The organism is Burkholderia sp. BE17, assembly GCF_009362305.1.
Taxonomy (GTDB): Bacteria; Pseudomonadota; Gammaproteobacteria; order Burkholderiales; family Burkholderiaceae; genus Burkholderia; species Burkholderia pyrrocinia_C.
Genome location: NZ_WHNU01000029.1, coordinates 65,957 through 85,457, shown reverse-complemented (window position 1 = coordinate 85,457; position 19,501 = coordinate 65,957). Strand labels below are relative to the sequence as shown.

The window sequence follows — 19,501 nt, the reverse complement described above, 5'->3', positions numbered from 1 at the left end:
CTGTGGCCGGTCAGCCGCATCCGATGCACGAAATTCGATCGGATGCCGGCGCGTCGAACCATCCAATCAGTTGTCGCACCACCACAGGCGATCGACTGTGAATCGCAGCACCTATCAACAGCCTCGCAATCATCGCGAACGCCGAGCACCCTCCCCGCCACTCGAACGGCACGCCGGTGCCGCACGCACCCGCAACGCTCAACCGTGCACGAGCAGCCACGCGCCGAGTGCCGCGCTCACGAGCGCGAACGGAATCGAGACCAGGTGGAACGGCAGCCACATGCGCGGCTCCTTCGCGAGACGCACCGCGATCAGGTTCGCGAGCGAACCGATCGCGAAACCGAAGCCGCCGACCGATACGCCGAACGCGAGCGCACGCCAGTCGTGCGTGAATTCCGATAGCAGGATCGCGGCCGGCACGTTGCTGATTCCTTGCGACAGTACGGCGCCAGCCGCAAATACGCGCAGCGGCGAATCGAGACGCGCATGCGCAATCGCGTCGTGCACGACGGGCAGCGCAGCCGCACTGCGCAGCACCACGAACATCAGTACGAAGATCAGCAGCAGCAGCCAGTCGATCTTCAGGACTGCGTCACGTTTTACGACGAACAGCACGATCGCGACAGCAACCAGACCCGGCAGCGGATGGTGCGCATCGGCGAGCAGCACGAATGCCGCGAACAGCACCGCTGCAATCAGTGCGTGCATGCGCTGCACGGGCAACGCGACGACGTCGCCGGACAGGTCGAGCGGTTTCGCGCGAAACGCGCACGCGGTCAGCACGAGCAGCAGCGCCATCAGCGCGAGCGCGAGCGGCCCGAGCGTGACCACGAAGCGGCCGAACGACATACCGCTCAATTGCCACAGGAATAGATTCTGAGGATTGCCGAGCGGCGTCGCGACGGACCCCGCGTTGACGGCCAGCGCGACGACGATCACAAGCCGCCGGAACGGCAGCGGCGTCAGCGCACGCAGCGATACCATCAATGGCACGACGACGAACAGCGCGACGTCGTTGGTCAGCCACATCGACAGCACCGCCGCGAACACGACGAGCAGCATCGCGAGCCCGCGTTCGGAATGCACATGATGCACGATGCGGTGCGCGAGCCACATCAGGCAGCCGGACAACTCGAGCGCCTTGGTCAGCATCAGCAGGCCCGCGAGCGTCGCGACCGTTTGCCAGTCGACGCGCCCGGCCAGTACGGCTAATGGTTGCGGACGCACCCATTGCAGCACGATCAGGCCAAGCGCGAGCACCGACAGTACGGGCTCCTGCGCAAGCCATCCGAGCCACCGGCGCGGCGCCGGTGCGCCCGTCTCCGTCATCGTCAACTCGTTACTCTTCGGTTGCTACGTTGCCGCGCAGCCGCGCGAGAATGCCCTCGAGTGCATCGAGGTTGCCGAAGTCGATCATCACCTGCCCTCGCCCGCGGCGGCCGAGCTTGATCTTCACCGTCGACGCCAGCAGGTCAGACAACTCCTCCTCGAGACGGCGCGTGTCGCGGCCGCCGTCGTCCTTCGCGCGCGCCTTCACGGCCGGCGCTTCCTTCGTCGTGTGCGAGACGAGCTTCTCGGTCTCGCGCACCGACATGCGCTTGTTGACGACCTGATGCGCGAGCGTGATCTGCGTTGCCGCGTCGACGGCGAGCAGCGCGCGTGCGTGCCCCATGTCGAGGTCGCCGGCCAGCAGCATCGTCTGCACCGGCGATGCGAGGTTCAGCAGGCGCAGCAGGTTCGACACCGCGCTGCGCGAACGGCCGACCGATTCGGCCGCCTGTTCGTGCGTGAAACCGAACTCGTCGAGCAGGCGCTGGATGCCGTGCGCCTCTTCAAGCGGGTTCAGATCCTCGCGCTGAATATTCTCGATCAGCGCCATCGCCGCGGCGGCCTGATCGGACACGTCCTTCACGAGCACCGGCACTTCGTCAAGGCCGGCCAGGCGCGCCGCGCGGAAACGCCGCTCGCCCGCGATGATCTCGTATTTGTCTGATGAAATGGGCCGTACCAGGATCGGCTGCATCACGCCCTGAGCGCGAATGCTTGCCGCCAGCTCCTGCAGGCTGCCTTCGTCCATCCGCGTCCGCGGCTGGTACTTGCCGGCCTGCAGCTTGCCAAGCGCGAGCGTGTTCGGTGCGCCTTCGATCTTCACCGCTTCGGTGATATCGGCGCTGCCGCCGAGCAGCGCTTCGAGGCCACGTCCCAAGCCCTTCTTCTTTGGTACCGCGTTCATGTCTTTCTTCCTCGCTTCGCTCATGTCCGGATCACGACACCTCGAACGCACGAACGCGTTCGATCATCTCGGCACCAAACTGCAGATACGCTTGCGCACCGCGCGAGCTGCGGTCGAACACGACGCCCGGCAGCCCGTAACTCGGCGCTTCCGCCAGGCGCACGTTGCGCGGAATCACCGCGTCGAACACCTTGTCGCCGAAGTGCGCTTTCAGTTGATCGGAGACTTGCTGCTGCAGCGTGATGCGCGGATCGAACATCACGCGCAGCAAGCCGATGATCTTCAGATCACGGTTCATGTTCGCGTGAACCTGCTTGATCGTATTGACGAGGTCCGACAACCCTTCCAGTGCGAAGTATTCGCACTGCATCGGGATCACCACGCCATGCGCCGCGCATAGCCCGTTCAGCGTCAGCAGCGACAGCGTCGGCGGGCAATCGATCAGCACGAAGTCGTAGTCGTCGGCCACGTGCTCGAGCGCGGCCTTCAGCCGACGCTCGCGGTTGTCGATGCTGATCAGTTCGATCTCGGCACCGGACAGCTCGCGGTTCGCCGGCAGCACGTCGTAGGTAACGCCGTCCGGACGCACACGTGCATCGGTCACCGACACGCCGTCGACCAGCACTTCGTACACGGTCGATTCGCACGCGGCCTTGTCGATCCCGCTGCCCATCGTCGCGTTGCCCTGCGGGTCGAGATCGATCAGCAGGACTCGTTGCTCCTGCGCTGCAAGGCTTGCGGCGAGATTGACCGATGTCGTCGTCTTGCCGACGCCCCCCTTCTGGTTCGCAACGCAGAAGATCTTTGCCATCGTTGGTGTGTTCCCTTTACCTTCAAACAATCGGCGCGTACCGCGCGCCTTCATTTCGCTTCGTCGACGGCCACTTCGATCAGATGCCGCTCGGCATCGAGCATCGGCACTGCCAGCCGCATCGTCTGCTTCACGCGGCTGCCTTCCGGCAACCGCGCAATCTCGTCGTCCGGGTGTACGCCCTTCATTGCCCAGATCGATCCGCCCGGCGCGACCAGATGTCGAGCAAGTGTAACGAAGTCCGACAGATCAGCGAAGGCGCGAGACACGATCATGTCGAATTTTTCCGGCACTTCGACGCCCGGCCGCAGCGATTCGACCCGCCCGGTGACCACCGACAGGTTCGCGAGCTTCAGCTCCGCGCGCATCTGCGTCTGGAATGCAGACTTCTTCTGCACGATATCGTTCAGCGCGACCTGCCAGTCGGGCTCGACGATCGCCAGCACGATCCCGGGCAACCCGCCGCCCGAACCCACGTCGAGCACGCGGGCCGTCGCACGGCCACGCAGATGCGGGACGATCGAAAGCGAATCGAGGATGTGCTGGATCAGCATCTGCTTCGGGTCGCGGATCGCGGTCAGGTTGTAGACCGCGTTCCACTTGCCGAGCAGCGCGACATAGTCGAGCAACTGGTTGCGTTGTGCATCCGTCAGCGTGAGGCCGAGCGCCGTCGTGCCGTCGACGAGCATCTGTTCCAGTACGTCCCGATTAACCGCCGGCGCGCGACGCGCCGTCATTGTTGCGTCGGGACGGCGCCGTCCCCCTGCTCCGTTGCCTCTGCGGCAGTGCCATTACGGCGGCCCAGGCCGCGGCGCTTCAGGTGCACCATCAGCAGCGAGATCGCCGCCGGCGTGACGCCCGAAATGCGCGACGCCTGCCCGATCGTTTCCGGGCGGAACTCGTTGAGCTTCTGGCTCACCTCGAACGACAGGCCGCGAACTTCGCGGTAATCGATACCGTCCGGCAGACGCGTGCTCTCGTTCGCGTCGTTGCGTTCGATCTCGGACGCCTGACGCTCGATATAACCCTGATACTTGATGCCGATCTCGACCTGCTCCTTGATCTGCTCGAGCAGCACCGGATCGTCGGCGAGCGGCTCGGCCGGGCCGCATTCGCCGCCCTTCAGGCCGCACACGCCGTCGTAGCTGACGCCCGGACGGCGCAGCAGCTCGGCGAGGCTGTATTCATGATCGATCGCCTTGCCGAGCAGCGCGGTCGCCTCTTCCGGCGGCAGCGTCTTCGGCGTGACCCACGTCGATTTCAGGCGTTCGGTTTCACGTGAAACAGCGTCGCGTTTCCGGCTGAATGCGTCCCAACGCACGTCGTCGACGAGGCCCAGTTCGCGGCCGATCTCGGTCAGGCGCATGTCGGCGTTGTCTTCACGCAGGCTCAAGCGATATTCGGCGCGGCTCGTGAACATCCGGTACGGCTCGGCCACACCGCGCGTCACGAGATCGTCGACCAGCACGCCAAGGTATGCCTGGTCGCGGCGCGGGCACCATGCGTCCTTCTCCTGCACGTAGCGGCCCGCGTTGAGGCCGGCCAGCAGGCCTTGCGCGGCCGCTTCTTCATAGCCGGTCGTGCCGTTGATCTGGCCCGCAAAGAACAGACCGTTGATCGCCTTCGTCTCGAGCGATGCCTTCAGCGCGCGCGGGTCGAAGTAGTCGTACTCGATCGCGTAGCCGGGGCGCAGGATATGCGCGTTCTCGAGGCCGCGCATCGAATGCACGAGCTCGAGCTGGACGTCGAACGGCAGGCTCGTCGAGATCCCGTTCGGGTAGAACTCGTTGGTCGTCAGCCCTTCCGGTTCGAGGAAGATCTGGTGCGATTCCTTCGATGCGAACCGGTGGATCTTGTCCTCGATCGACGGGCAATAACGCGGCCCGACGCCTTCGATCACGCCTGTATACATAGGCGAACGGTCGAGGCCGCCGCGAATGATGTCGTGCGTGCGCTCGTTCGTGTGCGTGACCCAGCACGGCAACTGCTGCGGATGCTGCTCTGCACGGCCCAGAAACGAGAACACGGGGATCGGATCGAGGTCGCCCGGCTGCTCGTCCAGCTTCGAGAAGTCGATCGTGCGGCCGTCGATACGCGGCGGCGTACCGGTCTTCAGGCGGCCCTGCGGCAGCTTCAGCTCCTTCAGGCGCGACGACAGCGACACGGCCGCCGGATCGCCCGCGCGACCGCCCGTGTAGTTGTTCAGGCCGACGTGGATCTTGCCGTCGAGGAACGTACCGGCCGTCAGCACGACCGCGCGTGCGCGGAAGCGGATGCCGATCTGCGTGACGGCACCCACCACGCGATCGCCCTCGACCATCAGGTCGTCGACGGCCTGCTGGAACAGCCACAGGTTCGGCTGGTTCTCGAGCCGGTGGCGGATCGCGGCCTTGTACAGGATGCGGTCGGCCTGCGCACGCGTCGCACGCACGGCCGGGCCTTTCGACGAATTGAGGATCCGGAACTGAATACCGCTCTCGTCCGTCGCTGCGGCCATCGCGCCGCCCAGCGCGTCGACTTCCTTGACCAGATGGCCCTTGCCAATACCGCCGATCGACGGATTGCAGCTCATCTGCCCGAGCGTTTCGATGTTGTGGGTCAGCAGCAGCGTCTTCGCGCCCATTCGGGCGGACGCCAGCGCCGCTTCCGTGCCGGCATGACCGCCACCGACGACGATGACGTCAAATTCTGTGGGAAAAAGCATGGTGGATTCCGTACGCAGGAGTGCGCACGAACCTATCAGAGAAATGTATGGGCCGAATTATAGCGGGTTCGCTTTTCACTCGAAGGCCGTCCGAATGGTAGGGTCCGTTCATTTCGTCGTTTTTTCGACTGTGGATGGATGAATCCGTGGAGTCGTGCCTTCTCCAGCAAGGCTCCCGGCCAGATTGGCGCACATCGTTGTGGCTGTGCAAAAAACAGATCAGCGGGGAAATGACCCGCAGAGGACAGATCGACATCGATTCCTGTGGCCGGCACGACAACCTTGGCACCAGATCCTGTGCCCCCCCTCACAGACTTCCATGTTGTTGGTCCGGCACTTATCCCCCGCGATTCGACACATCGCCAGCCTGTGCAGAGATCCACACACCAGGAATCCAGCCTGTGGACCAAGCCACTATTAACTGCCGAGCGAGACGACGGATCATCACCCGTGCCGTGGACAGCTTCTCCCCCGCCGCCACACAGAACTTCCGACTATTCCCCGGACACTTATCCCCTGACCGCGAACCATCAGGCCATCAAGCACTGCTCCAACCCCACAAACAAAAACGGCGTGTTTCACGTGAAACACGCCGTCCGTTTCCCGCGAACCCCGCCGCGACTATCAAGCTGTCTTCTTCGCCAACCCGAGGTACGTTTCGATCACGCGCGGATTCTGCGCAAGATCGGCCGCCGGCCCTTCCAGCGCAAACTCGCCCGTCTCCAGCACATAACCGTAGTCGGAGATCTGCAACGCGGCCCGTGCGTTCTGTTCGATCAGCAGCGTCGCCACGCCCGTGCCGCGCAACGCACTGATGATATGAAAGATCTCCTTCACGATCAGCGGCGCGAGCCCGAGGCTCGGCTCGTCGAGCATCAGCAGGTCGGGCTTGCCCATCAGTGCGCGGCCGACCGCGAGCATCTGCCGCTCGCCGCCTGACAGCGTGCCGGCCGCCTGTTTGCGCCGCTCCCTCAGCCGCGGAAACAGCGCGAACACGTGATCGAGCTGGTCGAGGAAGCTCGATTCGCCGGCCTGCTTGCGCCGATACGCGCCCAGCACGAGGTTGTCCTCGACCGTCATCGTGCTGAACAGCTCGCGCTTTTCCGGGACGAGGCACATCCCGCGCGCGACACGCTGCTCGACCGGCAACGCGCCGACGTCGTTGCCGCGATACACGACCGCACCCGACGCATGCCCGCTCACCGGCAGCGCGCCCATGATCGCGTTCAGCAGCGTCGATTTGCCTGCGCCGTTCGGGCCGATCACGCTGACGATCTGCCCCGCACCGACCTTGATCGCCGCGCTGTGCAGCGCCTCCACTTTCCCGTATCGGACCGCCAGCCCGCGCACTTCGAGAATCGGCATCGTCGTGTCCGTCATCACTCCACCCCGCCCAGATACGCTTCGAGCACCGCCGGATCCTGCTGCACGTCCTGCGGCAGCCCTTCCGCGATCCGCGTGCCGAATTCCATCACCACCAGCCGGTCGGTGAGGTTCATCACGAAATCCATGTCATGTTCCACGAGCAACACGCTCATGCCTTCCGCCTTCAGCCGCCGCAACAGGTCGGCGAGCTGCTGTTTCTCCTGGTAGCGCAGCCCGGCGGCCGGCTCGTCGAGCAGCAGCAGTGTCGGGTCGCAGCACAGCGCCCGCGCGATTTCGAGAATCCGCTGCTGGCCGAGCGCGAGGCTGCCCGCTTCGTCGTACATATGCTTTTCAAGCCCGACGCGGCGGATCTGGCGTGCGGCTTCGGCCAGCAACTGCGCTTCCTCATGTGCATTGAGCCGCGCGATGCTGCGCCAGACACCGGTTTGGCCGCGCAGATGCGCGCCGATTGCGACGTTCTCGAGCACCGTCATCGCCGGCAGCAACTTAACGTGCTGGAACGTGCGGCCGATGCCGCGCCGGACGATCTGGCGCGACGTGAGCCCGTCGATGCGCTCGCCGCGGAACGTGATCGTGCCGCCCGTCGGCTTCAGCACCCCCGTCACCAGGTTGAACGTGGTCGACTTGCCGGCGCCGTTCGGGCCGATCAGCCCGATGATCTGCCCTGCTTTCACATCGAAGCTCACGTCGTTGACGGCCACGAGCCCGCCGAACTGCTTGCGTGCGTTGTCGACCACGAGCAGCGGCTCGCCGGCCGCGGGCTTCGCACGCTGCGGCAACGGATCGGCATGCTCGGGCACATGCGCGCGCGGCCCGCGCGGGAACAGCCTCGCGACGAACGGCCACACGCCCTGGCGCGCGTACTGCAGCAGCAGCACCATCAACACGCCGAACACGATGATCTCGAAGTTGCCTTCCGAGCCGAGCAGCTTCGGCAGCAGCGTCTGCAGGTAGTCCTGCAGCACGGTGAGGATCGCCGCACCGAGCACCGCGCCCCATACGTGCGACACGCCGCCGACCACGGCCATGAACAGGAATTCGATCCCGTGGTTCAGGCCGAACGGGGTCGGGTTCACCGCACGCTGCAGGTGCGCGTACAGAAAGCCCGACACGGCTGCCAGCACGGCCGCGTAGACGAAGATCACGACGCGCATCCACGCGGTGTTCACGCCCATCGCCTCGGCCATCACGCCGCCGCCGCGCAGCGCGCGGATCGCGCGGCCCGGCCGGCTGTTCAGCAGGTTCTGCACCGACACGATCGCGGCCAGCACGACGGCCCAGATCAGGAAATACAGGCTGCGGCCGCTTTCGAGTGCGATGCCGAACAGGTTCAGCGCCGGAATCCCGTTGATCCCGTCGTACTTGCCGAGCAGCTCGAGGTTGCCGAACAGGTAGAACAGCGCGAGGCCCCACGCGATCGTGCCGAGCGGCAGGAAGTGCCCGGACAATCGCATCGTGACCGCGCCGAGCACCAGCGCGACGAGCGCCGTCAGCACGACGCCGACGATCAGCGCAAGCCACGGCGACACGCCGTACCGCGTCGTCAGGAACGCGGTCGCATACGCGCCGATGCCGACGAACGCGGCCTGCCCGAAGCTCGTCATCCCGCCGACGCCCGTCAGCAGCACGAGCCCGATCGCGACGATCGCATAAAGGCCGATGTAATTGAGCAGCGTGATCCAGTACTCGGGTACCTGCAGCACGCCGGGCAGCACCGGCAGCGCGAACAGCGCCACGAGAAACACCCAGAAGGTCTTGTTGCGTACCATCGTCTTCATCGCGTCACTCCTCTTCCTCTTCCGCGTGCGGCGACACGAAGCTCCGCCACAGCAGCACCGGAATGATCAGCGTGAACACGATCACCTCCTTGTATGCGCTCGCCCAGAACGACGAATACGATTCGAGCACGCCGACGAGCAGCGAGCCGGCGGCCGCGAGCGGATAGCTGACGAGGCCGCCGATGATCGCGCCGACGAAACCCTTAAGGCCGATCAGGAAGCCCGAGTCGTAGTAGATCGTCGTCAGCGGGCCGACGAGGATCCCGGACAGCACGCCGAGCCCTGCCGCGAACGTGAACGCGAGCCGCCCTGCTTCGGTCGTGCCGATGCCGACGAGCCGCGCGCCGAGCCGGTTCACCGACGTCGCGCGCAGCGCCTTGCCCGCGATCGTGCGGCCGAAGTACACGTACAGCGCGCCGATCAGCACGAGTGCCGTGACGACGACCAGGATGCTCTGCACCGACACCGTCATGCTGCCGATCGACAACGACGCATCCGAGAATCCGTTGGTGCGCGAGCCCTCCGCGCCGAACATCACGAGCCCGAGGCCGACCATCGCGAAATGGACGGCGACCGACACGATCAGCAGCAGCAGCGTCGTGCCTTCGGCGATCGGCTGATACACGAGCCGGTAGACGAACGGCCCCATCGGCACGACGATCGCAAGCGTCAGCGCGATCTGCGCGAGCATCGGCATCGGCTGCGCGGCAAAACTGCGCGTGATCGCGAACACCGCGAGCGGCAGCAGGATGTAGCGGCTGCCGAGCGTCGCGAGCGTGCGGCCGAGCTGATGGCGGCGTTCGCGATGCCGGATCAGGCCGCCGACTTCGAGCAGGAAGCACGCGACGCCCATCACGAACAGCAGCCAGCAGGTGGCGGGAAATTTCTGCGCCTGCAACGCCGCAAGCGTCAGCGCACCGTAGGCGACGAATTCGCCCTGGGGAATGAAGATCACCCGCGTGACGGAAAACACCAGCACGAGCGCCAGCGACAGCAATGCATAAATGGCGCCGGTCGTGATGCCGTCTTGCGCGAGGATCGCCGCAATCGAGAGATCCATACGTGTCTTGTATCGAGAATGCTGCGGAAAAACGGCGACGGGAACGGCCGGAACGCACGGACGGCAAGATCGGCGCGTCAGGCGCCATGCGGCGGGCCCCGGCGGTTCCATGCGGCACGGACGCGGCCCGTCAGGCCCGGCGCCCTGCCGACGGCGTGCTCGGCGCCGTTCGCGCCGCGCACGCCGGTTTCACGCGATGCTTACTCGGCCTGCAGCTTCCACTTGCCGTCGACGATCTGCACCATCACGCGCGCACGCGTGTCGAAGCCGTTGTGATCGGTCGACGTCATGTTGATCACGCCGTGCGACACGGGCAGATCCTTGACGCTTTCCAAAGACGCGCGCAGCGCCTCGCGGAATGCCTCGCTGCCCGGCTGCCCCTTCTTCAGCGCGTCCGGAATCGCACGCTGCAGCAGCAGTCCCGCATCCCACGCATGGCCGCCGAACGTCGCCAGCGAGCCCGCGCCGTAGGCCTTCTCGTACGCGGCCTTGTAGCCGAGCGCCGCCTTCTTCACCGGGTTCGAATCCGGCAGCTGGTCGGTCACGAGCACCGGGCCGGCCGGCAGGATCTCGCCTTCGCAATCCTTGCCGCACACGCGCAGGAAGTCGTTGTTCGCAACGCCGTGCGTCTGGTAGACCTTGCCCTTGTAGCCGCGCTCCTTCAGCGTCTTGGCCGGCAGCGCCGCCGGCGTGCCGGAGCCGGCGATCAGCATCGCATCCGGATTCGAGCCCATCAGCTTCAGCACCTGCCCCATCACCGATGCATCGGTGCGGTTGAAGCGCTCGTTCGACACGATCTTGAGGCCGTTCTTCTCGGCCGCCGCGCTGAACGTCTTGTACCAGCTGTCGCCGTACGCATCGGCGAAGCCGATGAAGCCGACCGTCTTCACGCCGTGCTTCGCCATGTAGCCGGCGATCGCGTCGGCCATCAGCTGGTCGTTCTGCGGCACCTTGAACATCCACGCGCGCTTCGCGTCCATCGGCGCGATGATCTGCGCGCTCGCCGCGAGCGAGATCGTCGGTGTCTTGCCCTGCGACACGGGGTCGAGCATCGCGAGCGAGTTCGGCGTGACGGACGATCCGATGATCGCGTCGACGTGATCTTCGTCGATCAGCTTGCGCACGTTCTGCACCGCGCGGCTCGTGTCGGACGCGTCGTCGAGCACGATGTACTGCACGCTCTTGCCCGCAATTTCCTTCGGCAGCAATGCGATCGTGTTCTTTTCCGGAATCCCGAGCGAGGCGGCCGGCCCGGTGGCCGACAGCGTCACGCCGATCTTCACCTGCGCCGACGCCGTGGCCGCCGCGCACACGAGGCCAGCGGCAAGCACGGCCTCCATCCATCGATTCATCTTCATTTACGTTGTCTCCAAACGCTGCTCGAAAAATCCGCGGGTCGCTCGGGCGGCTCCCGTTTCCCAAACAAGTTAATAATTTAACTATCTCTAATTGCCGCGCCTACGCTCGTTTTCCCGTGAAACGCCGCCACCGCAACAGGATCCCGACGGCGCGGCGCATGCGCGTGCCTCGCGGTCGACACGTTCGTTCGACTGCCACGATGCGCAGCAGCAGTGTCGTCAGGATGAAGAAGGCAAAGAAATGCGGGATCGCGCGGGCGATCGATGCGTGCGCAACGATTGCCGGAAGGTGCGCGGGCCCGGCTCGGCCCGGCCACGCGCGCCGGCGGCGAAAGATCGGGAAAGCGGCAGCTCATGCCGAGACGGGTGCGAGCGCAACGACCGGCGAAGGCGCCATGCCGGCGAATCGCGCCGGAACGCGCGTACTGGCCGCAGGACGGCTCGGGAAGGCCGGGAAATACGGATGCGTGCCCAATGACGAACGAGCGGCGCCAGCCGCCCTTCCTGCCCCGATCCATCGTCCTGCGCTGCTCATCCAACCGTACTCCCTCTTCTGCATTGTGCTTGTAGGAGAACTGCCGACCGATTTTCCCGACCGCGCGGTCGGCGAAAGCCAAGTGTAACGGACGCGTTTCGCGCACGCCAACCGGGTAAGCCCGGACGGCCTGCGCATCGCAACGCACCGTCTGCGACCGGATTGCGGGAAAGGGAAAAACGGGGGACGCGGCGAAGCGCGGAAAAGGCGCGGTGCGAATGCAAGCGCGGAATACGGCAATTGCGCAGGCCGATGCACCATCGGTGGAAATCCGTGCACGCAAATGAAAAAGCGCTGTTGGATTCCGTCCAACAGCGCTTTGGGGTCCGGGCACTTTGTGCCTCGATTGTCTCCTCGTTCTCCACCTGCAAATTCGTTTCGCGGTGCATCAGAACTGAAGTGAATCTTAAAGAGGCTTAAGCACCACGGCAACTTAGCATTTACCCCTATGGTGCATCGCCGCACGAAAATGGGGCACCAGTCTGCCGCGCGGCGCCGGCCCGAGCCCGTTGCGACGCCCTTCCGGAGTGCGCCGGATGGTGCTTCGCATCAACGTGCCGCGATGCGCGCTGCACGCGCTCAGGACGCCCTGAGCGGCTTGATCCGCGCGACGATCTCGCCGACGATGCCGCGCCGGAACGCGAGCACGCACGCGATGAAGATCAGCCCGGTGACGATCGTCGTCGATTCGCCGAGCGAATGGAACCACGCGACGCCCGTCGTCGACGCGAGCCATTCGCCGATGTCGCCGAGTCGGTCTTCCAAAGCGACGATCAGCGCCGCGCCCAAGAGCGGCCCGAACAGCGTGCCCATCCCGCCGACGAGCGTCATCAGCACGACGAGGCCCGACATCGTCCAGTGCGCATCGGAGAGCGTCTCGAAGCCGAGCACGAGCACCTTCAGCGAGCCGGCCAGCCCCGCGAGCCCGGCGGACAGGATGAACGCGAGCAGCTTGAAGCGGTCGGTGTCGTAGCCGAGCGAGATCGCGCGCGCCTCGTTCTCCTTGATCGCGACGAGCACCTGGCCGAACGGCGAATGGACGACCCGCACGATGAACGCGCACGCGGCGACGACCACCGCCAGCACGACGTAATACAGCGCGACGTCGTTCGACAGGTCGAGCAGCCCGAACAGGTGGCCGCGCGGCACGCCCTGCAGGCCGTCCTCGCCGTGCGTGAACGGCGCCTGCAGGTAGATGAAGTAGACCATCTGCGCGAACGCGAGCGTGATCATCGCGAAGTAGATGCCCTGCCGGCGGATCGCGAACAGCCCGACGACGAGCCCGAGCAGCGTCGCGGCAACGGTGCCGACGAGCACGCCGAGCTCCGGCGTGAAACCGAGCGTCTGCATCGAATAGCCGGTCGCGTAGCCGGCGGTCGCGAGGAACATCGCATGGCCGAACGACAGCAGCCCCGTATAACCGATCAGCAGGTTGAACGCGGCCGCGAACAGCGCGAACGTGAGCACCTTCATCACGAACACCGGATACGCGCCGATGAACGGCGCGGCGAGCAGTGCGGCGAGCAGCACGCCGTAGAGCACTTTTCTCTGCATCATTTTTCCTTGCCGAAGAGGCCCGCCGGGCGGAACAGCAGCACGATCGCCATGATCACGAACACGACGGTGGCCGACGCTTCGGGATAGAACACGCGCGTGAAACCCTCGATCACGCCGAGCATCAGGCCCGTGACGATCGAGCCGAGGATCGACCCCATCCCGCCGATCACGACCACCGCGAACACGGTGATGATCATCGGCTGGCCCATCAGCGGCGACACCTGGATCACCGGCGCGGCCAGCACGCCCGCGAACGCGGCGAGCGCGACGCCGAAACCGTAGGTGAGCGTGATCATCATCGGCACGTTCACGCCGAACGCCTCGACGAGCTTCGGGTTCTCCGTGCCCGCGCGCAAGTACGCGCCCAGGCGCGTCTTCTCGATCACGAACCACGTGCCGAGGCACACCGCGAGCGACGCGACGACGACCCACGCGCGGTAGTTCGGCAGGAACATGAAGCCGAGGTTGGTCGCACCGGAAAGCTGCGACGGCACGTCGTACGGCTGGCCGGACGCGCCGTAGATCGAGCGGAACACGCCCTCGACGACGAGCGTCAGGCCGAACGTCAGCAGCAGCCCGTACAGGTGATCGAGCTTGTACAGCCAGCGCAGCATCGAGCGCTCGATCGCGATCCCGAACGCGCCGACGACCAGCGGCGCGAGCACGAGCATCGCCCAGTACGGCAGCCCGAGGTACGACAGACCCATCCACGCGAGCATCGCACCCAGCATGAACAGCGCGCCGTGCGCGAAGTTGATCACGTTGAGCAGCCCGAAGATCACCGCGAGCCCGAGGCTCAGGATCGCGTAGAACGAGCCGTTGACGAGCCCGAGCAACAGCTGGCTCAGCATCGCCGGCAACGGAATGCCAAAGATTTCCATCGACTTAGCCGTCAGTATGAGTTTCGTTGCGTGCGCAACCTTACTGCGTTGCGCACGCGGGCCGCGCAGCGGGCACATCGCTGCAGCCTCCACCGTGCGGCGCGCCCGCGCGCGCCGCTACGTCGCGCTTACTTCCACAGCGCGCAGCGCGTTTCCTGCTTGGTCCCGAACGCCTGTTCGCCCGGAATCGTCGCGAGCACCTTGTAGTAGTCCCACGGCTCCTTCGATTCCGACGGCTTCTTCACTTCCATCAGGTACATGTCGTGGATCATGCTGCCGTCCGTGCGGATGTAGCCCTTCGCGTAGAAGTCGTTGATCTTCGCCTTCTTCAGCTCGGCCATCACCTTGTCGGAGTCGGTCGTGCCGGCAGCCTGAACGGCCTTCAGGTAGGTCGTCACCGACGAGTAGTCGGCGGCCTGCAGGCTCGACGGCATCTTCTTCATCTTGCCGAAGTAGCGCTGCGCCCACTGGCGCGAAACCGCATCGCGGTTCCAGTACCAGCTGTCGGTCAGCACCAGGCCTTGCGTCGTCTCGAGGCCGAGACTGTGCACGTCGTTGATGAACATCAGCAGCCCGGCGAGCTTCATCGTCTTCGTGATGCCGAATTCCTTCGCGGCCTTGATCGCGTTGATCGTGTCGCCGCCCGCGTTCGCGAGACCGAGGATCTGCGCCTTCGACGATTGCGCCTGCAGCAGGAACGACGAGAAATCCGACGCGGACAGCGGATGCCGCACCGCACCCAGCACCTGTCCGCCGCTCGCCTTCACGACGTCCGACGTGTTCTTCTCGAGCGCCTTGCCGAACGCGTAGTCGGCGGTCAGGAAGAACCACGTCTTGCCGCCCTGCTTCACCACCGCCGAGCCGGTGCCTTTCGCGAGCGCCATCGTGTCGTATGCATAGTGCACCGTGTACGGCGTGCACTCCTCGTTCGTCAGCGTGTCCGCGCCCGCACCGATGTTGATGTAGACCTTCTTCTTTTCCGCCGCGAGCTTGGCCATCGCCAGCGCCGTCCCCGAATTCGTGCCGCCGACGAGCAGGTCGAGCCCGCCGCGGTCGATCCATTCGCGCGCCTTCGACGCGGCAATGTCCGCCTTGTTCTGGTGATCCGCGTACACGACCTCGATCGGCTTGCCGAGCACCTTGCCGCCGAAGTCGGCGACCGCCATGCGGATTGCCTCGAGGCCGCCCTGGCCGTCGATGTCCGCGTAAAGCCCCGACATGTCGGTGACAAAACCGATCTTCACGGTATCCGCGGCATGCGCGGCGCCGGCAGTGAACGCGGCGGTCGCGAACGCGAGACAGGCGTGTGCGAGGGTCTTCATTTTCATTGACGTCTCCTGTTGTTCTGATGCGTTGTGGTTGTTCGAGGCCGCCACGGCTAGCGGCAAGGGAAACGGGGCGGCGTCACACCCCGAGCAGGTCGTGCAGGGTCGGCATCTTGCTTTCCAGTTCGGCCGCGCGGAAATGCTCGACGATGCGGCCGTGCTCCATCACGTAGAAGCGGTCGGCAAGCGGCGCGGCAAAGCGGAAATTCTGTTCGACCATCACGATCGTGTAGCCGCGCGCCTTCAGCGCGACGATCATCCGCGCGAGCGCCTGCACGATCACCGGCGCGAGACCTTCGGAAATCTCGTCGAGCAGCAGCAGGTTCGCGCCGGTGCGCAGGATCCGCGCGACCGCGAGCATCTGCTGCTCGCCGCCGGACAGCCTCGTGCCCTGGCTCTGCCGGCGCGACGCGAGGTTCGGGAACATCGCGTAGATCTCGTCGAGCGACATCGCATGCTCGCGCGACCCGATCGGCGGCGGCAGCATCAGGTTCTCCTCGCACGACAGGCTCGAGAAGATTCCGCGCTCCTCCGGGCAGTAGCCGATGCCGAAATGCGCGATGCGGTGCGTCGCGAGGCCGATCGTCTCATTGCCCGCGACCTTGATCGACCCGCTGCGGCGCCCCGTGAGGCCCATGATCGCGCGCATCGTCGTCGTGCGGCCCGCGCCGTTGCGGCCGAGCAGCGTGACGACCTCGCCGCGATGCACCGTCAGGTCGACACCGTGCAATATGTGGGATTCCCCGTACCAGGCCTCCAGGCCCGTGATCTCCAGCGCGGGCGTACCGCTCTCGACGCCGCTCAATTCGCGTTCCTCCCGTTCGCTGTGCTTCATGCGTGCGCCCCCGCGAGCGCCGCATCGGCGCTGCCCATGTAGGCCTCGATGACGAGCGGATTCTTCGACACCTCCGCATACGAGCCTTCGGCCAGCACCTCGCCGCGTTGCAGGACGGTGATCGTGTCGGAGATGCCCGCGATCACGTTCATGTTGTGCTCGACCATCAGGATCGTGCGGCCGCTCGCGACCTTCTTGATCAGCGCGGTCACGCGGTCGACGTCCTCGTGGCCCATCCCCTGCGTGGGCTCGTCGAGCAGCATCAGTTCGGGCTCCATCGCGAGCGTCGTCGCGATCTCGAGCGCGCGCTTGCGACCGTACGCGAGTTCGACGGTCGGCACGTGCGCGAAATCGGTGAGGCCGACTTGCGTGAGGAGATCCATCGCGCGGTCGTCGAGCCGCTTCAGCGTGCGTTCGCTGCGCCAGAAATGGAATTCGGTGCCGAGCGCGCGCTGCAGGCCGATACGCACGTTCTGCAGCGCGGTCAGGTGCGGGAACACGGCCGAGATCTGGAACGAACGGATGATGCCGCGCCGTGCCACCTGCGCAGGCCGCTCGTCGGTGATGTCGATCCCGTTGAAGACGATCTGGCCGGCCGTCGGTGTCAGGAACTTGGTGAGGAGGTTGAAGCAGGTGGTCTTGCCCGCGCCGTTCGGCCCGATCAGCGCATGAATCGCACCGCGCCGCACACGCAGGTTGACGCCGTTCACGGCGGTGAAACCCCTGAATTCCTTCGTCAGTCCGCGTGTTTCCAGAATCGTGTCGCCGAGAATCATGTTCCCTTCCGTACGAAGTCAGGCGAAGCACCGGGAAGCGAGGTGCAAGCGACCGCGAACAGGTCAGCGGATCAGCCGGCTGCCCCCGGGCGCCGTGGTACGCCTCGAGGGTGGTCTCCCGCGCCGACGCGTATGCACATTGCGCAACATTGTCGCGCCGTTGGTGCAGTGCAATCATCGGGATTTGCACTTATAGGGCTGGCCGCCATCGCGCATGCGGCCATGCACGGTTCTTCACCACGTTTTTTTGACACGTGCATCATCGATTGTTGATCGCTCGCAAGGCCCGGCATACGCGCAACGAAAAAAAACCGCGCACCTTGCATGGATCTTGCCGGTCGAACCGCTGCAACCGGCACGGCTAATACAAAGGCAGCTTGTTTCGCATATCGAATCAGCGAGCACGAATATGACGGCCCGCTGTCGCGCATGTCAGCGTTCCGTCACGCAGCCGTGACCGTGGCTTCCGTTCGCACCGGCGTCGCGTCGCGCACCGCGCGGCGATCGGCACGGATCATGTCGCTCGCGCGCTCGGCGATCATCAGCGTCGGCGAATTGGTGTTGCCCGACGTAATGAACGGCATCACCGATGCATCGACGATCCGCAGCCCCGCGATGCCGCGCACGCGCAGCCGGCTGTCGACCACCGCGCGTTCATCGTCGGCACGCCCCATCCGGCAGGTGCCGACCGGATGGAAGATCGTCGTGCCGACGGCGCCGGCCGCTTCGATCAGTTCTGCCTCGGTCCGATACTGCACGCCCGGCAGGATTTCCTCGGGGCGATAGCGCGCAAGCGCCGGCGCGGACGCGATCCTGCGCGTGAGGCGCAGCGCGTTCGCGGCGACATGGCGATCGTGGTCGGTCGACAGATAGTTCGGCGCGATCGCGGGCGCGATGCCCGGATCGGCGCTCGTGACATGCACGCTGCCGCGCGACGTCGGCCGCAGATGGCAGACCGATGCCGTGAATGCGTTGAAGCTGTGCAACGGCTCGCCGAAGCGTTCGAGCGACAGCGGCTGCACGTGGTATTCGAGATCGGGGCGCGTGAGCGCGGGATCGTCTGGATCGGATTTCGCAAAGGCGCCGAGCTGCGACGGCGCCATCGACATCGGCCCGCGCTGCAGCAACGCGTATTCGGCGCCGATCATCAGCTTGCCCCACCAGTGCGCGGACAGCGTGTTGAGCGTGCGCACGCCTTCGACGCGAAACGCCATCCGCAACTGCAGGTGATCCTGCAAGTTTTCGCCGACGCCCGGCAGATCCTGCACGACGTCGATGCCGAGCGCCTGGAGCCGCCGGCCGCAGCCGACACCCGACAGTTCGAGCAATTGCGGTGAATTCACGGCGCCGGACGTCAGCAGCACTTCCGCACGCGCACGCGCGACATAATCGGTGCCGCCGCCGTGATACTCGACGCCGACCGCGCGCCGCCCTTCGAAGATCACGCGCTGTGCGTGCGCGCCGGTGATCACGGTCAGATTCGGGCGCGCCATCGCGGGCCGCAGGAACGCCTTCGACGTATTCCAGCGCACGCCGCGCTTCTGGTTCACCTCGAAATAGCCGACCCCGGAATTGTCGCCGCGGTTGAAATCGTCGGTCGCCGGAATGCCCGTCTGCTGCGCGGCCTGCGCGAACGATTCGAGGATCTCCCAGCGCAGCCGCTGCTTCTCCACGCGCCAGTAGCCGCCCGCGCCGTGCGCGTCGCTCGCGCCCGCATGGTGATCCTCGCTGCGCTTGAAGATCGGCAGCACGCTGTCCCACGACCAGCCTGCATCGCCGGTTTCCTGCGCCCAGCTGTCGTAATCCTCGCGCTGGCCGCGCATGTAGATCATCCCGTTGATCGACGAGCAGCCGCCCAGCACTCGACCGCGCGGATACGACAGCGCGCGGCCGTTGAGCGCCGCTTCGGGTTGCGTCTTGTACAGCCAGTCGGTGCGCGGGTTGCCGATGCAATACAGATAGCCGACCGGTATATGAATCCAGTGATAGTCGTCCTTGCCGCCCGCTTCGAGCAGCAGCACGTGGATGTCGGGATCCTCGGTCAGGCGGTTCGCGAGCACGCAGCCCGCGGTGCCCGCGCCGACGATCACGTAATCGAATTCGCCTTCGACCGTGCGTTGTGTAGTCACTGCTTGTCTCCTGTCGACCCGAGTTAGCGCTTCAGCGCTTACTCGGGTCCCATGGCGTGGCTGGATGGAGTTAGTGCTTTAGCGCTTACTCCATCCCCACGGCGGTCGACCTGAGTTAGTGCTTCAGCACTTA

16 protein-coding genes are annotated in these 19,501 nt (G+C 65.4%); 1 reads left to right on the top strand and 15 read right to left on the bottom strand.

Features of this window, described 5'->3' with window-relative positions:
• Positions 1 to 198 precede the first annotated feature (198 nt).
• From GD429_RS24015 to GD429_RS23975, 9 genes are all read right to left on the bottom strand, one after another.
• Positions 199 to 1,329, bottom strand: a complete 1,131-nt coding sequence (locus GD429_RS24015; protein WP_152860546.1) for an SLC13 family permease — start codon at positions 1,327 to 1,329, stop codon at positions 199 to 201.
• A 10-nt stretch (positions 1,330 to 1,339) separates the two neighbouring features.
• Entirely contained in the window at positions 1,340 to 2,233 is an 894-nt protein-coding gene (locus GD429_RS24010) for a ParB/RepB/Spo0J family partition protein (protein ID WP_152860544.1), read from the bottom strand.
• Between the two features lie 31 nt (positions 2,234 to 2,264).
• Positions 2,265 to 3,044 carry a ParA family protein gene (locus tag GD429_RS24005; RefSeq protein WP_152860542.1) on the bottom strand — a complete coding sequence of 260 codons (780 nt, stop codon included), beginning with the start codon at positions 3,042 to 3,044 and terminating at the stop codon, positions 2,265 to 2,267.
• A 50-nt stretch (positions 3,045 to 3,094) separates the two neighbouring features.
• Positions 3,095 to 3,781 carry a 16S rRNA (guanine(527)-N(7))-methyltransferase RsmG gene (rsmG, locus tag GD429_RS24000; protein ID WP_152860540.1) on the bottom strand — a complete coding sequence of 229 codons (687 nt, stop codon included), beginning with the start codon at positions 3,779 to 3,781 and terminating at the stop codon, positions 3,095 to 3,097.
• Positions 3,778 to 5,748: a tRNA uridine-5-carboxymethylaminomethyl(34) synthesis enzyme MnmG gene (gene mnmG, locus GD429_RS23995; protein ID WP_105390373.1), complete on the bottom strand. Its 1,971-nt coding sequence runs from the start codon at positions 5,746 to 5,748 to the stop codon at positions 3,778 to 3,780. Before mnmG ends, rsmG begins: the two co-directional genes overlap by 4 nt.
• A 624-nt stretch (positions 5,749 to 6,372) precedes the next feature.
• Positions 6,373 to 7,128, bottom strand: coding sequence for an ABC transporter ATP-binding protein (locus GD429_RS23990; protein ID WP_152860538.1), 756 nt, complete (start codon positions 7,126 to 7,128; stop codon positions 6,373 to 6,375).
• Positions 7,128 to 8,912, bottom strand: coding sequence for an ABC transporter permease subunit (locus GD429_RS23985; protein WP_152860536.1), 1,785 nt, complete (start codon positions 8,910 to 8,912; stop codon positions 7,128 to 7,130). The genes GD429_RS23990 and GD429_RS23985 overlap by 1 nt, the downstream gene beginning before the upstream one ends.
• A 4-nt stretch (positions 8,913 to 8,916) precedes the next feature.
• Positions 8,917 to 9,972: a branched-chain amino acid ABC transporter permease gene (locus GD429_RS23980; protein ID WP_152860534.1), complete on the bottom strand. Its 1,056-nt coding sequence runs from the start codon at positions 9,970 to 9,972 to the stop codon at positions 8,917 to 8,919.
• 200 nt (positions 9,973 to 10,172) lie between these two features.
• A complete protein-coding gene (locus tag GD429_RS23975; protein ID WP_152860532.1) occupies positions 10,173 to 11,330 on the bottom strand; it encodes an ABC transporter substrate-binding protein in 1,158 nt (385 codons plus the stop codon).
• Between the two features lie 224 nt (positions 11,331 to 11,554).
• Between GD429_RS23975 and GD429_RS23970 the strand changes: the two genes are divergently transcribed.
• A complete protein-coding gene (locus GD429_RS23970) occupies positions 11,555 to 11,953 on the top strand; it encodes a hypothetical protein (RefSeq protein WP_152860530.1) in 399 nt (132 codons plus the stop codon).
• Between the two features lie 491 nt (positions 11,954 to 12,444).
• Here GD429_RS23970 and GD429_RS23965 read toward each other — a convergent pair whose 3' ends face one another.
• From GD429_RS23965 to GD429_RS23940, 6 genes are all read right to left on the bottom strand, one after another.
• Entirely contained in the window at positions 12,445 to 13,419 is a 975-nt protein-coding gene (locus tag GD429_RS23965) for a branched-chain amino acid ABC transporter permease (RefSeq protein WP_193727181.1), read from the bottom strand.
• Positions 13,419 to 14,303 carry a branched-chain amino acid ABC transporter permease gene (locus tag GD429_RS23960; protein WP_152860526.1) on the bottom strand — a complete coding sequence of 295 codons (885 nt, stop codon included), beginning with the start codon at positions 14,301 to 14,303 and terminating at the stop codon, positions 13,419 to 13,421. The genes GD429_RS23965 and GD429_RS23960 overlap by 1 nt, the downstream gene beginning before the upstream one ends.
• Positions 14,304 to 14,431: 128 nt before the next feature.
• Positions 14,432 to 15,631, bottom strand: coding sequence for an ABC transporter substrate-binding protein (locus GD429_RS23955; RefSeq protein ID WP_152860524.1), 1,200 nt, complete (start codon positions 15,629 to 15,631; stop codon positions 14,432 to 14,434).
• Between the two features lie 76 nt (positions 15,632 to 15,707).
• Positions 15,708 to 16,463, bottom strand: coding sequence for an ABC transporter ATP-binding protein (locus tag GD429_RS23950; protein ID WP_152860522.1), 756 nt, complete (start codon positions 16,461 to 16,463; stop codon positions 15,708 to 15,710).
• Positions 16,460 to 17,239, bottom strand: coding sequence for an ABC transporter ATP-binding protein (locus GD429_RS23945; protein WP_006477266.1), 780 nt, complete (start codon positions 17,237 to 17,239; stop codon positions 16,460 to 16,462). The genes GD429_RS23950 and GD429_RS23945 overlap by 4 nt, the downstream gene beginning before the upstream one ends.
• Before the next feature lie 443 nt (positions 17,240 to 17,682).
• The gene (locus tag GD429_RS23940) at positions 17,683 to 19,368 is read right to left on the bottom strand and encodes a GMC family oxidoreductase (RefSeq protein WP_321574820.1); all 1,686 of its coding nucleotides are present in this window, start codon (positions 19,366 to 19,368) and stop codon (positions 17,683 to 17,685) included.
• Positions 19,369 to 19,501: the final 133 nt, after the last annotated feature.